Annotated in this window: 11 protein-coding genes; 8 read left to right on the top strand and 3 right to left on the bottom strand. The window is 71.0% G+C overall.

The genetic code is table 11. The features are described 5' to 3' along the window. Nucleotides 1-97 precede the first annotated feature (97 nt). Nucleotides 98-1,075 carry a helix-turn-helix transcriptional regulator gene (locus tag ACGFNH_RS08105; protein WP_393652174.1) on the top strand — a complete coding sequence of 326 codons (978 nt, stop codon included), beginning with the start codon at nt 98-100 and terminating at the stop codon, nt 1,073-1,075. A gap of 32 nt (nt 1,076-1,107) precedes the next feature. Here the strand turns inward: ACGFNH_RS08105 and ctaD are convergent, their stop codons facing one another. Beyond that, a complete protein-coding gene (gene ctaD / locus ACGFNH_RS08100; protein ID WP_393652173.1) occupies nt 1,108-2,799 on the bottom strand; it encodes a cytochrome c oxidase subunit I in 1,692 nt (563 codons plus the stop codon). A gap of 519 nt (nt 2,800-3,318) precedes the next feature. On the opposite strand from ctaD, the gene ACGFNH_RS08095 reads away from it, so the two are divergent. Beyond that, nucleotides 3,319-3,534, top strand: a complete 216-nt coding sequence (locus tag ACGFNH_RS08095; protein WP_393652172.1) for a proteinase inhibitor I78 — start codon at nt 3,319-3,321, stop codon at nt 3,532-3,534. Nucleotides 3,535-3,667: 133 nt separating this feature from the next. Here ACGFNH_RS08095 and ACGFNH_RS08090 read toward each other — a convergent pair whose 3' ends face one another. After that, a complete protein-coding gene (locus ACGFNH_RS08090; protein WP_393652171.1) occupies nt 3,668-4,639 on the bottom strand; it encodes a phosphatase PAP2 family protein in 972 nt (323 codons plus the stop codon). Nucleotides 4,640-5,218: 579 nt separating this feature from the next. On the opposite strand from ACGFNH_RS08090, the gene ACGFNH_RS08085 reads away from it, so the two are divergent. Beyond that, on the top strand, nt 5,219-7,030 hold the full coding sequence (locus tag ACGFNH_RS08085) for an MFS transporter (RefSeq protein ID WP_393652170.1): 1,812 nt from the start codon (nt 5,219-5,221) through the stop codon (nt 7,028-7,030). A gap of 315 nt (nt 7,031-7,345) precedes the next feature. Continuing rightward, nucleotides 7,346-8,524 (top strand): acyl-CoA dehydrogenase family protein, encoded by a 1,179-nt coding sequence (locus ACGFNH_RS08080; RefSeq protein WP_393652169.1) that lies wholly within the window; start codon nt 7,346-7,348, stop codon nt 8,522-8,524. Between the two features lie 58 nt (nt 8,525-8,582). On the opposite strand, the gene ACGFNH_RS08075 is transcribed toward ACGFNH_RS08080, so the two are convergent. After that, entirely contained in the window at nt 8,583-9,026 is a 444-nt protein-coding gene (locus ACGFNH_RS08075; RefSeq protein WP_393652168.1) for a cell division protein SepF, read from the bottom strand. Nucleotides 9,027-9,330: 304 nt separating this feature from the next. Between ACGFNH_RS08075 and ACGFNH_RS08070 the strand changes: the two genes are divergently transcribed. From ACGFNH_RS08070 to ACGFNH_RS08055, 4 genes are all read left to right on the top strand, one after another. Next, entirely contained in the window at nt 9,331-10,587 is a 1,257-nt protein-coding gene (locus tag ACGFNH_RS08070; RefSeq protein WP_393652167.1) for a DUF5685 family protein, read from the top strand. A gap of 1,308 nt (nt 10,588-11,895) precedes the next feature. Beyond that, nucleotides 11,896-12,798, top strand: a complete 903-nt coding sequence (locus ACGFNH_RS08065) for a S1 family peptidase (protein WP_393652166.1) — start codon at nt 11,896-11,898, stop codon at nt 12,796-12,798. 197 nt (nt 12,799-12,995) lie between these two features. After that, nucleotides 12,996-14,048, top strand: coding sequence for a slipin family protein (locus ACGFNH_RS08060; protein ID WP_393652258.1), 1,053 nt, complete (start codon nt 12,996-12,998; stop codon nt 14,046-14,048). A 385-nt stretch (nt 14,049-14,433) separates the two neighbouring features. Then, nucleotides 14,434-15,504, top strand: coding sequence for a S1 family peptidase (locus ACGFNH_RS08055; protein WP_393652165.1), 1,071 nt, complete (start codon nt 14,434-14,436; stop codon nt 15,502-15,504). Nucleotides 15,505-15,642: the final 138 nt, after the last annotated feature.

The following is a 15,642-nucleotide window of genomic DNA, read 5'->3' as shown; positions in this document are numbered from 1 at the left end:
CGCGCCCCGCGGAATCCCCGCGCGGTGGCGGATCTCGTACGCACAGGACAGGGACCGCGGACGGTCTCTGTCCTCGATCGCGTGGACACTGAGAAGCATGTTGGAGACCTCGGCACGACTGCTCCGTCTGCTCTCCCTGCTGCAGACCCACCGCGAATGGTCGGGACAGGACCTGGCGGACCGGCTCTCGGTCACGACCCGGACCGTGCGCCGCGATGTCGACCGGCTGCGGGAGCTGGGCTACCCCGTGCACGCCAGCCCCGGAACGGGCGGCGGCTACCAGCTCGGCGCCGGCGCCGAACTGCCGCCGCTGCTCCTGGACGACGAGGAGGCCGTCGCGGTGGCGGTCGGCCTGCGGACCGTGGCGGGGGGCGGGATCGAGGGCATCGAGGAGACCTCGCTGCAGGCCCTGGCCAAGCTGGAGCAGGTGCTGCCGTCCCGCCTCCGGCGCCGCGTCGAGGCGCTGAACTCCTTCACCGTGCCGATGCTCGGCGGCCATCGCGGCCCGAAGGTCGAGGCCGGGACGCTGACCGAGCTGGTACACGCCTGCCGCGACCGTGAGCGGGTGCGCTTCGAGTACCGCGACCACGCGGGTACGGCGAGCCGCCGGATCGTCGAGCCGCACCGGCTGGTCTTCAGCGAACGCCGCTGGTATCTGGTCGCCTGGGACACGGAGCGGGAGGACTGGCGTACGTTCCGGGCCGACCGCATCGTGCTCAAGCCGCCGCACGGACCCCGCTTCGAGCCGCGCGACCCTCCCGCCGAGGACCTCGCGAGCTATGTCTCCCGCGGGGTGTCCACCGCGGCGTACGCGGCACAGGCCGTCGTCCTGCTGCACGCCCCGGCCGAGGAGGCGGCGCGCCGGATCAGCCCTGCGGCAGGGCTGATCGAGCCGGTCGACGAGCGGACCTGTCTGCTGCACACCGGGGGGCACTCGCTCGAGGTCCTGGTGTTCCACATCGTGCTCATGGGCTTCGACTTCGAGGTCCGCGAACCGGCCGAACTGGGCGTCCGCATCAGGGAGATCGCCGAGCGGCTCGGCCGGGCCCTGGACGCGGGGATTCCGGCGCGCTGACGGCACTCCTCACCGTTGCGGGGGCGGTCGCATCACTCGTCCAGTTCGACCGCTTTCCGCTCCCGCCACGGAATTTCGGGTTCGAGCGCCGCCACCTCCGGGTGGTGCAGATCGAACGCCGGTGACTCGGACCGGATACGGGGGAGGGTGACGAAGTTGTGCCGCGGCGGGGGACAGGCGGTCGCCCACTCCAGCGACCTGCCGTAGCCCCACGGGTCGTCGACCTCGACAGGGGTGCCGTACTTGGCGGTCTTCCAGACGTTGTAGAGGAAGGGCAGCGTCGACAGGCCGAGGACGAACGACCCGATCGTCGAGACGGTGTTGAGCGCGGTGAAGCCGTCGGCCGCGAGGTAGTCGGCGTACCGCCGCGGCATGCCCTCGGCGCCGAGCCAGTGCTGGACGAGGAAGGTCGTCTGGAAGCCGATGAACAGCGTCCAGAAGTGCATCTTTCCGAGCCGTTCGTCCAGTCGCTTGCCCGTGAACTTCGGCCACCAGAAGTAGAAGCCCGCGAAGGTCGCGAAGACCACCGTGCCGAAGACGGTGTAGTGGAAGTGGCCGACCACGAAGTAGGTGTCGGTGACGTGGAAGTCCAGCGGCGGTGAGGCCAGGAGCACGCCGGTGAGCCCGCCGAAGAGGAAGGTCACCAGGAAGCCGGTCGCCCACAGCATCGGCGTCTCGAACGACAGCGAGCCGCGCAGCATCGTGCCCGTCCAGTTGAAGAACTTCACGCCCGTGGGCACGGCGATCAGGAACGACAGCAGGGAGAAGAAGGGCAGCAGCACCGCGCCGGTCGCGAACATGTGGTGCGCCCAGACCACCATCGACAGCGCGGTGATCGACATCGTCGCGCCGATCAGCGTGAGGTAGCCGAAGACGGGCTTGCGGGAGAAGACGGGCAGGATCTCGGTGACGATGCCGAAGAACGGCAGAGCGATGATGTAGACCTCCGGGTGCCCGAAGAACCAGAAGAGGTGCTGCCACAGCAGCGCGCCCCCGTTCTGCGGCTGGAAGACCAGGGAGCCGAAACGCCGGTCCGCCTCCAGGCAGAGCAGCGCGGCCGCCAGCACCGGGAACGCCATCAGCACCATGATCGAGGTGAACAGGGTGTTCCAGGTGAAGATGGGCATCCGGAACATCGTCATCCCGGGCGCGCGCATCGCGATGATGGTGGTCAGGAAGTTCACCGCGCCCAGGATCGTTCCGAATCCGGCCAGCGCGAGCCCCATGATCCACAGGTCGGCGCCGACGCCCGGCGTCCGCTCCAGGCTGTTGAGCGGTGCGTAGGCCGTCCACCCGAAGTCCGGGGCGCCGTCCGGCACCAGCAGCGCGCCCAGCACCATGAGCCCGCCGAAGAGGAACAGCCAGTACGAGAGCATGTTCAGCCGCGGGAAGGCCACATCGGGCGAGCCGATCTGCAGCGGCATGATCTCGTTGGCGAACCCCGCGAAGGTCGGTGTCGCGAAGAGCAGCAGCATGATCGTGCCGTGCAGGGTGAACGCCTGGTTGAACTGCTCGCTGGACATCACCTGGAGGCCGGGGCGGGCGAGCTCGGCCCGCATCATCATCGCCATCAGCCCGCCGGCCAGGAAGAAGAGGAACGACGTGATCAGGTAGAGGTGGCCGATCTTCTTGTGGTCGGTGGTGGTCAGCCAGTCGACGACGACGTGCCCCGGCTTCCTGACCGGTGCGGGCCCGGTACTCGCCTCCGCTGTCCGGCTGCTCATCAACGCCCCCTCGTGCTCGCGCAGTACAGGCTCTCGGCCTCTCGGGCTGGTGCCCCACCGCACGTTATGACGCGTATGTCGGCTTCGGTGGGCAGCGCGCCGCAGCGTGGGCGGAGCGTCCGGCCCGGAGGGGGCCCGGCGAGGAGGTGTGCCGTACGGGCCCGTGGAGAGGCGGAGGCCGTGCCGGGGATTTCTGATTTGTCTTTGCCGGTCGGTGCCCGCCGAGTCCCCGCTCCCGGTGTTCCCGAACCGTCCGAAAACGCCGCCGAGGCGGACCTTTGAATTTGCTTGCCCGGGCCGTATGTTCGTCATTCCCGCTGGAATGGAACAGGGCGTTGGGCAGGTAATGCGCGGGAATTCTGCGGGCGTTCTCAAGGGCTCAGGAATGCCCGTACGAGTGACGGCCATCGGGTGACGCCGATGGTGCCCCCTTGTGACACAGCCGTGACGAGACATGGATCGGGTGGTGGCCCGGGTGTGGCTTCCGTCTCCCGCCGCCCCCGTCCTACGGTGGGCCTCATGAACGACACTTCGCAGCATCCGGAGCCGGTGGACGAGGACTTCGAGGCTTATGTCGGACTCTCCGCCGAGGCCGCCGAGGAGCGGGCGCGCGGCCTCGGCTGGACCACCGTCCGCAGCCTCCCGCCGGACGCGATCATCACCATGGAGTACCTGGTCGGCCGCATCAACTTCTCCGTCAAGGACGGCGAGGTCGTCCGCTGCTGGAAGGGCTGACGGCAGACACGGCGAAGGCCCCGGCGCTCGAGCAGGAGCGCCGGGGCCCTTCTCTGCGCGGAGCAGGGTGTGCGTACCGGCCCCGCGGTCCTCGGGAGGGATGCCCGCGTTCCGCGTCCCTCGCCTGCGGGCGTCAGCCCCCGGAGCGTCCGCGCTGGGGCGCGGGACCCATGCCTGCCGTGCGCGGCGTGCGGTCCAGATGCGGCGGCCTGCGGCTGCCCGTCGGCGTGACGGGGGTGCGCTCGGACCGTACGGTGTGCGGCCGCGGCGGGTGGTGGAGCCGGGTGTCGGCGTTCCGGGCGGCGCGCTGGGCCACCAGCGCCGGCGGGGTGGCCGCGGCCGGTGCGACCGGGACGGGGACCAGCCGGCGACGCCGGCCGAGCCGGGCCTTGGCGGCGATGATCCACGCGTCGGCCCTGGCGATCACCGGCTCGAACCAGGGCAGGGCCAGCAGGACGAGCAGCCCCGCGGCCCAGCCGAGCAGCACATCGCTGACCCAGTGGGTGCCGAGGTAGACGGTCGTGGCACCAACGCCCAGCGCGAAGACGGCGGCCACGACGGACAGCACGCGGCGGGCCCGCGGGGTGGTGGCGAGGTAGGCGAGAATGCCCCAGGTCACCACGGCGTTGGCGGTGTGACCCGAGGGAAATATATCCCCGCCGGCGAACATCTCGGCCGAGCCGACCGTCGTCGCGTAGTGCGGGCCGAGCCGGCCGAGACCGTACTTCACGGCGCCGACCGTGATGTTGAGCAGGAGCAGGCCGACGCCGAGTGCCAGCAGCGGACGCATGGTCCGCTGCCGCCACGACCGCCAGCCGAGCCATGCGGCCACGAGCACCGCGGTGGGGCCGCGCTGGCCCATCACGACGAAGTAGTCCAGGAAGGCGTGGAGGTCCGGCCACTGCTTGTACGGCCGGAAGAGCATGACCTGCCAGTCCAGGCGAACGAGGTGGTCGCTCACGAAAACGGCGGCGACGTTCGCCAGGTAGAACAACACCGCGGCACCGAACAGCACCATGCGGTGTCGGCTCATCCGCGGGACATCGCGGTTGCTTGGTCGCTCCGGCTCCTGCTCCAGCCGGGCGAAGATTCGCTCGGTACGCACTCAATCGACGTTACAGGGGGTGAGCGGTGCCCCCGAACGAACCAGGGGGTTCGTGATGACGATGTGATGTGGCAGAAGCCCTCTTCAGCGCCTTTTCCGAGCCCTGCGGACAAAACACGAGTGACGGTGTGGTGAATTTCTCAGAACTATTGGCGCTACCCGCCTTTGTGTCACCCGTCGTGTTTACCCGACCGTGGCCCGGAATTCTCCGCCGCGTTCCGCGGGAGAGGCGGACCGGAAGGTTCCGTCGAGCCGCACGCCTCCGCGATCATGTGGGTGACCTGTGTGTTCCCCGCAACCGCCGTGATCGCCGGCGCTCGGGTCCCGCGATGCGGCGACATGTGGACGGTGTCACCTTTGATGACACTCCGCCCAGTCCCGTACAGCTGTGCGTGAGAGTCGCCCGAATGTGCGGGGCGAGGGTGAGGTGTCGGTGTTGACAAAGGTGAGCCTGGCCATGCTCCCTGCGACCCGATTCGCGTAGTCTGGCGGCTCACTCGCATTCGATACCGGGCTGCCGGGGCCGCAATACGCCCCTGGGGCCCGTTCGACCGCGAGGCCAGACTGGGAGGTACCTACATGTCCGGAACGACCACGGCCCGCGAACCGCGGGCGGCGGACGTTCCCCGGCATCCGCGCGGCGCGGCCGGCGGTGCCAACCGCTGGGCCGTGCTGATCGTCCTCTGCGTGAGCCTGCTGCTCGTCGCGCTGGACGCGACCGTGCTGCACGTGGCCGTCCCCGCCCTCACCGAGGACCTGCGCCCCGGCGCGATAGACCTGCTCTGGATCGTCGACGCCTATCCGCTCGTCGCCGCGTCCCTCCTCATCCTCTTCGGCACCCTCGGCGACCGCGTCGGGCGACGGCGCATCCTGCTGCTCGGCTACGGGCTCTTCGCCGTGGCCTCCGCCGTCGCCGCCTTCGCGGAGACCCCGCAGCTGCTCATCGCGGCCCGCGCCCTCCTCGGTGTGGGCGGCGCGATGATCATGCCCGCCACGCTGTCGATCCTCCGCCAGGTCTTTCCCGACCGGCGCGAGCGCGCGCTGGCCATCGGCATCTGGAGCGCCGTCGCCGCGGTCGGCGCGGCCATCGGCCCGCTGCTCGGCGGCTTCCTGCTGGAGCACTTCTGGTGGGGCTCGGTCTTCCTGATCAACATCCCGCTGATGGCGATCATCCTGCCCATCGGCCGCTGGCTGCTGCCCGAGTCCACCGGCGACCGCAACGGCCCCTGGGACGTCCTCGGTGCCCTGCTCGCCGCCTTCGGACTCTTCGGCGTGGTCCTCGGCGTGAAGCGGGCGGGCGGCGGCGAGGCCGTGCTCCACCCGCTCACCCTCGGCCCCCTGCTGGTGGGCGCCGCGCTGCTCGTGCTGTTCGTCCGGCGTCAGCGCCGCCGCGAGCACCCGCTCCTGGACCTGCGGATGTTCTCCCGGCCCGCCTTCGGGACGTCCGTCGGGTGCATCGTCCTCGCGATGCTGGCGCTCGTGGGGCTGCAGCTCATCGCCACCCAGTACCTCCAGCTCGTCCTCGGGCTCTCCCCGCTCGAGACCGGACTGCGCATGGTGCCGCTGACCGTCGCCGCGATGGCGGCCGGGCTCCTCGGCTCGCGCATGCTCCAGCGCTTCGGTCCCCGCGTCATGGTCGCCCTCGGCTTCACGCTCACCGCGGCCGCCGTGCTATCGGTGACCTTGATGGGCCAGGAGGACAATCCCGCGCTTCTGACCACCGCCTTCGTACTCCTGGGCTTCGGCCTGGAGACCACGCTCTTCGGTGCGTACGAGTCGATGCTGAGCGAGGCCCCTGCGGAACAGGCCGGTGGAGCGGCCGCGGTCGGCGAGACCTCGTACCAGCTCGGCGCGGGCATCGGGATCGCGCTGCTCGGCAGCATCATGAACGCCTCCTACACCCCCGGCGTCTCCTCCGTGCCCGGCGTCCCGTCGTCGGCGAGCGGCGCGGCCGGGCACTCGCTGGGCGAGGCGTACGAGGTGGCGACGCGCCTCGGCGGCCCGGCCGGGGCCGCCCTGCGTACGGCCGCCCGCGACGCCTTCGTCCAGGGCTTGCACGTCACACTCATCGCGAGCGCCGTCCTGCTGCTGCTCGGCGCGGTCGCCGCGCTGCGGCTGCCGCGGGCCATGGAGTGCGACGAGCCCGAGGCCCGTAGGGACGCTCCGTCAGCGGATGCGGCGGAGACGGACGCGGCGGGATCCGCGGACCGCTCCGGCGAGCCCTCGGGCCGGCCGCACCTCCCGACCGACGCCGTCCCCCGGCAGGCCGACTCCCGCGACCGCGAGCGGGACGGCCGGAACCGTCGCCGCGACCGCAAGGGCGGCACAGGCAAGTCGGACAGCCGCGAGGCCCGCGCCCGCGAGCGGGTCGGCGCCGAATCGTCCCGCTGAGAGCCCGGCCCCCCGGCCCCCCGGCCCCCGGCCGCAACGAGCGATCCGCGCCCGACCACGTACGAGCCGTCCGCGCCCGACCACATACGAGCCGTCCGCATCCGTCCACGATCGAGCCATCGGCGCCCGACCACGTACGAGCCGTCGGCGCCCTGCCGCCATGAGCCTCCGTGCCCGCCGGCGCCCCGCCCGCACGGCCTCCGGCAGGCCGCCTGCAATGGCGTCCTCTGGACGTAGGGGCACGCTCAGCCGTAGCGTCGGCTCCGCCGCAATTGATCTCTCCCAGGCACGCTGGGAGGTGCCCCGGGAGGACCCATGTCCGCGCCGCAGTTCGATCCCCACGACCCGTTGGGTCTCGACGACCTGCTCGGCGCGGAGGATCTCGCCGTGCGCGACACCGTACGGAAGTGGGCGGCCGACCGCGTCCTGCCGCACGTCGCCGAGTGGTACGAGCGCGGTGAGCTCCCCGGCATCCGCGAACTCGCCCGCGAGCTCGGCTCGATCGGCGCGCTCGGCATGTCCCTCGACGGCTACGGCTGCGCGGGTGCCACCGCCGTCCAATACGGCCTCGCCTGCCTGGAGTTGGAGGCCGCCGACTCCGGGATCCGCTCCCTGGTCTCCGTCCAGGGCTCCCTGGCCATGTACGCGATCCACCGCTACGGCTCCGAGGAGCAGAAGCAGACCTGGCTGCCGAGGATGGCCGCCGGAGAGGTCATCGGCTGCTTCGGGCTGACCGAGCCCGACATCGGCTCCGACCCCGGCCACATGCGCACCCACGCCAGGCGCGACGGATCCGACTGGGTGCTGACGGGCCGCAAGATGTGGATCACCAACGGCTCGGTGGCAGGCGTCGCCGTCGTCTGGGCCCGCACCGACGACGGCATCCGCGGCTTCGTCGTCCCCACCGACGCCCCCGGCTTCTCGGCGCCAGAGATCAAGCACAAGTGGTCGCTGCGCGCCTCGGTCACCAGCGAGCTGGTGCTGGATGACGTACGGCTGCCGGAGGACGCCGCCCTGCCCGGGGTCACCGGGCTGCGCGGCCCGCTGAGCTGCCTGAACCATGCCCGCTACGGGATCGTGTGGGGCGCCATGGGCGCGGCTCGCAGCTGCTTCGAGACAGCCCTCGAATACGCCGGTACGCGCGAGCAGTTCGGGAAGCCCATCGGCGGATTCCAGCTCACACAGGCCAAGCTCGCCGACATGGCGGTCGAGCTGCACAAGGGCATCCTGCTGGCGCACCATCTGGGGCGCCGGATGGACGCGGGGACGCTCGGTCCCGTACAGGTCAGCTTCGGCAAGCTCAACAACGTGCGGGAGGCGATCGACATCTGCCGCACGGCCCGTACGATCCTGGGCGCCAACGGGATCTCCCTGGAGTACCCCGTGATGCGGCACGCGACGAATCTGGAATCGGTGCTGACCTACGAGGGCACGGTCGAGATGCACCAACTCGTGCTGGGCAAGGCGCTCACCGGGATCGATGCCTTCGCGTGAGCCCGTGGTAGGGCCACGCCGGCGGTCCGGGAGAGGGGCGCGGTGAGCGGCCCTGCCGTCAGCTCTGGTTGAAGAAGCCGTCCGTGGAACGGCCGGCTTCACCGCTGACCACGTGGTAGTCGGCGGGGGTGAGCAGGAACACCCTGGTGGCGATCCGCTCGATGGCGCCGCGCAGGCCGAAGGTCAGCCCGGCGGCGAAGTCCACCACGCGCTTGGCGTCGGTGGGCTCCATGGCCGTGAGGTTCACGATCACCGGGACACCGTCCCGGAAGAGCTCGCCGATGCCGCGCGCGTCACGGAAGCTGTCCGGGGTCACCGTGGCGATCCGCCGGCCCTCCTCCTGCGCGGACTCGGCGGCCACCCGCACGCGTGGGTCGGTCACCCAGGCGTCCCGTGGCTGCTGCTGCTCGGATTCCTCGCCGTACTCGTCGTCGTAGTAGCGGTCGTCATCGTGGTCGTCGACGAGGCCCAGCCAGGCACTCGCCTTGCGCACAGATCCCATGGACGCCTCCTCTCACACGCGGTCTGTTGCGTCCGCCTCTCTATGGTCGTCCATGATGCGGATGTTGCGCCAAGCGGATACCGCTCGAAAATGGGTTTCGTGACGGTACTGGTGCAGAACGAATGTCGGAACATCAGTGTTCCTGCTGCGTACGGCTACTGACGGAGCACCAGCTCCGGCCTGCGGTCCCGGATTCCGTCCGGGCGGAGCCCAGCCGGATGGGTGACGCGGGGGTCGTACGGGTGACGCAGGACGGTCGGTACGATGCCCGTCCGTTCAGCACCAGGTGGTACAGGGGGGAACGTTGTTCGGAATAGTGAGGCCGTGCCGGCACCGGCTGCCCGAAGGGCTCCACGCCGAGTGGATGGCCCATCTGTGCGGTCTGTGCCTCGCGTTGCGCGGCGCCCATGGCCAGTTCGCCCGGGTCGCCACCAACTACGACGGGCTGATCGTGTCCGTGCTCACCGAGGCGCAGTGGGGGCGTTCCGGCGCATGGCGGCGCACCGCGGGGCCCTGCCCGCTGCGCGGTATGCGCACCGCCTCGGTCGCCCAGGGCGAGGGCGCGCGACTGGCGGCCGCCGTATCGCTCGTGCTGGCCTCCGCGAAGGTGCGCGACCACGTCCACGACGGGGACGGGCTGCTGGCGCGGCGCCCGGTGGCCGTGGCCGCGCGGCGCGTGGCCGCCACATGGGACCTGGCCGGTGCCGCCACCGGGAGCGAACTCGGCTTCGACACCGCCGTCCTGCTCGACGCGGTCGACCGGCAGGCCCGCATCGAGGCGGCGGCGGGGGCCGGGACGCCGCTGCTCGCGGTCACCGAGCCCACGGAGACCGCGACCGCGGCGGCTTTCGCGCACACGGCTCTCCTGGCCGGGCGGCCGGGCAACGTCGCGCCGCTGGAGGAGGCGGGGCGGCTGTTCGGCAGGCTGGCCCATCTGCTGGACGCCGTGGAGGACCTGTCGCGTGACGCGGCGTCAGGTGCGTGGAACCCCGTCGCCGCGACCGGGACGGACCTCGCGGAGGTACGGCGGCTGTGCGACGACGCCGTGCGTGGCGTACGCCTCGCCCTGCGGGACGCCGAGTTCGCCGAGGACCGGCTCGCGCACACCCTCCTCGTGCACGAACTGCCGCGCTCGGTCGACCGGGTCTTCGGGACGACGGGCTGCGCGCATCAGCGATACGGGCCGCCGCCCCAGGGCGGGTACGGGCAGGGCGGCGGACCGACGTCGTACGGCCCGGGGGACCCGTATGGACCGCAGCATCCCTACGGCGGGGGCGGGCCGGGCGGTCCGGAAAGTCCGGGCGGACCTGGCGGACCTGGCGGGCCCGGCGGAATGCCGCCCGGCTTCCCGCAGGGACCGCACAAGCCGCAGCGGCGCGGGTTCTGGGCCGGGTGCGGGATGGCCGTGGTGCTGTGCTGCACGTGCCAGGTCTGCTGCGCCGCCGAGTACGAGGGGCCCTGGTCGCGGAAGAAGCGCGAGGGCTGCTGCCAGTCGTGCGACTGCGGCGGATGCGGGAACTGCGACGGCTGCGGGTGCTGCTGCCCCTGCGACGGCTGCTGACCTCCCCTTCCTCCGGCCAGGTGCGCCCGGCCCCCTGACCCGGCGGCAGACCGGACCGTATGAGTCGCCCCGGCCGTCCGGCCCGCGTCCGGCCGCTCATTACCTCCGGCAGGCCGGTGGCGGCGTTCACGACACGGGCGGAGCAGGGGCCTTCATCCGGACGGACGCAGCGCGCGGATTCATCCTGGAGCCCCCGCCGCATACCCGCCCGTACCCGCGAATTCGCGGGCGGCGTCGTGCAACTGATGCCGTGCCACCGCGCGGACCCGGGCCGGTCGGGCCGCCCGTTCGCCGTGCGACCGCAGGAGGCTTCCCGCACCTGTGTGCAAGGGTCGGCACCATGAGCGATGACGACGCGGAGGTGTGGTGGCGGGCGTGGCCCGTCCGCCTCGCCGAGCCGTTCCCGGCGTACCGCGGGCCGTCGTTCCTCACCGGCGACACCGGCGACACCGGCGACACCGGCGACACCGTCAGCGGTCACGGGCTTCCGCCCGGCGGGTGCATGCGGTTCGAGCGCGGTACCGCCAGTCCCGATCCGGACATCTCCCGGTGCCGGCCCGGCCGGGCGGCTTCCGTCCAAGGGCCGGAAGGCACCCGCCGGGTGTTCGCCGGGGCCGTGGCCACGGCGTACGCCCCGCGCCCGCTCATGCCGGAGGGCTTCCGGCCGTACGGCATGAGCTGTGCGGTCCCGGCCCCCGGACCCGGCGGACGAGGGAACCGGCTCGGCGGACGAGGGCGCGGATCGCGCCCCGGTGAGGAGGCGGTCATCGCCGTTGAAGCGGTGGCCGGGTCCGCGGTTCCAGCGCGGACCGTCGTCGCACAGGACTCCCCCCGGCCCGAGGCCGGGGGAGCGAAGGGCGGAGGCCGCGGCTTCCGGTTCCCTTTTCCACGGCTTGGAGAGCAGGCCGCAGACACCCCGGTGACCTCGGCTTTCGCGCGTAGGGCAGCTGTGCCGTGCGCCGTCGCCGGGCACCTCGCCCATCCGTCTCCGCCGCCCGGCGCCGTGCTTGCGAGTGCCGACGCGGCGGGAGAGCGGAACCGACCGGCGCCGGTGATGCGCCGGAGCCCCGGCCGGGAGGCGGCGAAAGCCCCGGCGGCATGTGGCCGCCGGGGCTTTCGCTGTGCTCACATCCCGTCCGAAAGGCGCCCTTGCGGCTCCAGGCCCGGCCGCCGAATATCCCCACAGCGCACTTGTCAGGAACACGTCGTGTTCGGGATCCGGTGCGACTCCGCACCGACGTGTACCCCGACTGCGCCTCACGGGCCTGCCCACCCAAGCGGACCCCTGATTCCCCTCTGGAGGAAGAAGTGAGGATCAAGCGCATGAACCCCCACAACGGACGCGCGAGACGTAACCGGCTGATCGCCCTGGCGTCCGGGCTCGTCGCGGTCACGGCTCTCGCCGCTCCGGCCGCCAACGCCGAGCCCCCCGCCCCCAGCTACAGCGAGCGGCAGCTCGCCGATGCGGGCGAGGCTGTTCTCGCCGCCGACGTGGCGGGCACCGCCTGGCACGTCGACGCCGAGACGAACTCGCTCGTCCTCACCGCCGACAGCACGGTCTCGCAGGCCGAGATCAACCGCATCAGGCAGCAGGCCGGGACGAATTCCGGGGCCATCCGGATCGAACGCACCCCGGGCAAGATCAGCAAGCTGCTCTCCGGCGGCGACGCCATCTACGCGACGAGCTGGCGCTGCTCGGCCGGATTCAATGTGCGCAGCGGCAGCACGTACTACCTGCTCACCGCCGGGCACTGCACCGACGGCGCGGGCAATTGGTACACCAACTCCTCCCGCACCACCCTCATCGGCCCGACCGCCGGCTCGAGCTTCCCCGGCAACGACTACGGCCTGGTCCGCTACAGCAACCCGGCGGTCAGCCACCCCGGCACCGTCGGCAGCGTGGACATCACCAGCGCCGCCAACGCCACGCTCGGGATGTCCGTCACGCGGCGCGGCTCCACCACCGGTACCCACAGCGGTACGGTCACCGGCCTGAACGCCACGGTCAACTACGGCGGCGGCGACATCGTCTCGGGCCTGATCCGTACCAATGTGTGCGCCGAGCCCGGTGACAGCGGCGGCCCGCTCTACTCCGGCAGCCGGGGCATCGGCCTCACCTCCGGCGGCAGCGGCAACTGCACCACCGGTGGCACCACCTTCTTCCAGCCGGTCACCGAGGCGCTGAGCGCTTACGGCGTGAGCATCTACTGAGCCTTGAGTACGCTCACTCACTGATCACTCGTTGATCTTTCGCGGCGGCCGGAGGGCATCCTCCGGCCGCTGCCCCCTTTCCGGGCCCTCCCGCCCCGATCGGGGCGGGATTATCGTGGAGAACAGGCCCCCATTCAGGGTCAGAGCGCCCATACGGGACATCGCTCGCGATGACGGACGGCAGGCAGGTGGCCGTGATGGTCGAGGAACTCGTCACAGCGGGGGTAGCCGCACTCTCGTGCGGCGCGGTCTACGCGCTGGCCGCGGCACGGGTGATCAAGCAGTACGAGCGCGGGGTGGTGCTGCGTCTCGGACGGCTGATGCCGCAGGTGCGTCAGCCGGGATTCACCATGATCGTTCCCATGGTGGACCGGCTCCACAAGGTGAACATGCAGATCATCACGATGCCCGTGCCCGGCCAGGAAGGCATTACCCGGGACAATGTGACGGTTCGCGTGGACGCCGTCGTCTACTTCAAGGTCGTGGACGCCCCCGACGCGATCGTCCAGGTCGAGGACTACCGGTTCGCCGTCTCGCAGATGGCCCAGACCTCCCTGCGCTCGATCATCGGCAAGAGCGAGCTCGACGATCTGCTCTCCAACCGCGAGAAGCTGAACCAGGGCCTGGAGCTGATGATCGACAGCCCGGCCCTGGGGTGGGGCGTGACCGTCGACCGGGTGGAGATCAAGGATGTCTCGCTGCCGGAGACGATGAAGCGCTCGATGGCCCGGCAGGCGGAGGCCGACCGTGAGCGGCGCGCTCGCGTGATCAACGCCGACGCCGAGCTGCAGGCGTCGAAGAAGCTGGCCGAGGCCGCGGCGCAGATGGCCGATACGCCCTCGGCGCTCCAGCTCCGGCTGCTGCAGACCGTGATGGCGGTGGCCGCGGAGAAGAACTCGACGCTCGTGCTGCCCATTCCGGTGGAGTTGCTGCGCTTCCTGGAGCGCGGCCACGAGGGCCCACAGCATCCGTCGGTGCAGGCGTCGTCGAATTCACGAACGCAATCGGACCGGTCGGGCGAACCGGTGACCGGTGGGGAGCCGGACCCGGAGGCGGTGTCCGGGGGAGAGGAGCCCCGGCGAGAGGTGTCCGGAACTCCGGCCTCCGCTCCGGAGGTTCCCGAGATCGCGGAGCGGCCGGAATCCTCCCCGGCCGCCGAGGCGTCTTCCGGGCAGGGCCGTGGCGAGCATCCGAACGGCCACTCCTCCTCGGAATCCGGAAGCGGAACGGCGATTACCGGACAGGCGTGACGCGGTCCGGCCCGCACCACTCTTCGTACGCTGCACGGCCATCGGCGGTACAGCGCTGAGTTGAGACGCGTCTCCGCAGGTGCGCGCCCTGGGTGAGGCGGCGCCGTGAATCTTTCGCACATACGACCGGAACACAGTCTTGTGTGTCACACAGGGGCGTCGGATACTCGACGCCACTCATCGTGAATTGGCATGGACGCGACTTGCGAGGCGATGGGCTCGATCGCCGGTCGCGTCCTTTCATGCAAGGCGCCACCCAGCAGCACCACATCGCTCAGTACGTCAGCACCAGGCTGCACCACCACGGTCACCACATCCGAGGTACCGACACCCTCCGGGCCGATGCTCCCCACAGCAGGCCCAACCCCCCCACGGGAGGCTCGACTTGAAGCACCGACGCATACCCAAGCGCCGCACCGCCATCGCAGGAGCGTCAGCGGCGGCCGTCGTTGCCACCGTGTTCGCGCTGTCCAGCGCGAACGCCGCACCCACGACCAGTATTGACAGCCTGACGGCCACGGCCGCCGGGAGACTCGCCTCCACGCTCGGCTCCGATCTGGGAGCCGACGGCGCCGGTTCGTACTACGACGCCGACGCCAAGAAGCTCGTGGTCAACGTCGTGAACGAGGCCGCGGCGAAGAAGGTCCGCGCCGAGGGCGCCGAGGCGAAGCTGGTGAAACACACGCTGGCCAAGCTCAACTCCGTCCAGGACACCCTGACAAAGAAGGACATGAAGGGCACCGCCCGCGCGGTGGACGTCAGGACGAACCAGGTGATCGTCACGGCCGACAGCACCGTCAAGGGTGCCGAACTGGCGAAGCTGAAGAAGCAGGTCGCGGCTCAGGACGGCAAGGCGGTACTGAAGCGCTCCAAGGGCACGTTCACCACCAGGATCGCCGGTGGTGACGCCATCTGGGGCTCCGGTGGGCGCTGCTCGCTGGGCTTCAACGTCACCGTGAACGGCGAGCCGGCCTTCCTGACGGCCGGTCACTGCACCGAGGCGATCTCGAGCTGGTCCGACTCCCAGGGCGGCGGAGAGATCGCGACCACCACGGACGGCAGCTTCCCCGACAACGACTACGGTCTCGCGACGTACACCAGCGACGTGGACCACCCCAGTGAGGTGAACCTCTACAACGGATCCACGCAGGCCATCACCCAGGCCGGCGACGCCACCGTGGGCCAGCAGGTGCAGCGCAGCGGCAGCACCACGCAGCTCCACGAGGGCGAGGTCACAGCGGTCGACGCCTCCGTCACATACCCGGAGGGCACGGTCAACGGTCTGATCCAGACGACCGTCTGCGCCGAGCCGGGCGACAGCGGTGGCTCGCTCTTCGCGGGTGACACAGCGCTCGGTCTGACCTCCGGCGGCAGCGGTAACTGCTCGTCCGGCGGCGAGACCTTCTTCCAGCCGGTCCCCGAGGCTCTCGAGGTCTTCGGGGCTCAGATCGGCTGACCACCGGTCGGCCGGCGTGACAGCGCCGGCCGACCTGACGGCCGGGGATACGGCCGTCCCGCAGGCCCCCGGACACCCCCACAGTGTCCGGGGGCCGCGGTGTGCCGTCCCGCGGTCCGCGTCGTCAGGAGCCTGGAC

It is taken from the genome of Streptomyces sp. NPDC048639 (assembly GCF_043199075.1).
Taxonomy (GTDB): Bacteria; Actinomycetota; Actinomycetes; order Streptomycetales; family Streptomycetaceae; genus Streptomyces.
The sequence above is the reverse complement of the archived record's forward strand: the minus strand, read 5'-3'. Positions and strand labels throughout refer to the sequence as shown.

Coding starts and splice junctions, on each gene's coding strand:
- ACGFNH_RS08105 (WP_393652174.1), top strand. CDS start 98: ATGTTGGAGACCTCGGCACGACTGCTCCGTCTGCTCTCCCTGCTGCAG.
- ctaD (WP_393652173.1), bottom strand. CDS start 2,799: ATGAGCAGCCGGACAGCGGAGGCGAGTACCGGGCCCGCACCGGTCAGG.
- ACGFNH_RS08095 (WP_393652172.1), top strand. CDS start 3,319: ATGAACGACACTTCGCAGCATCCGGAGCCGGTGGACGAGGACTTCGAG.
- ACGFNH_RS08085 (WP_393652170.1), top strand. CDS start 5,219: ATGTCCGGAACGACCACGGCCCGCGAACCGCGGGCGGCGGACGTTCCC.
- ACGFNH_RS08080 (WP_393652169.1), top strand. CDS start 7,346: ATGTCCGCGCCGCAGTTCGATCCCCACGACCCGTTGGGTCTCGACGAC.
- ACGFNH_RS08075 (WP_393652168.1), bottom strand. CDS start 9,026: ATGGGATCTGTGCGCAAGGCGAGTGCCTGGCTGGGCCTCGTCGACGAC.
- ACGFNH_RS08060 (WP_393652258.1), top strand. CDS start 12,996: ATGGTCGAGGAACTCGTCACAGCGGGGGTAGCCGCACTCTCGTGCGGC.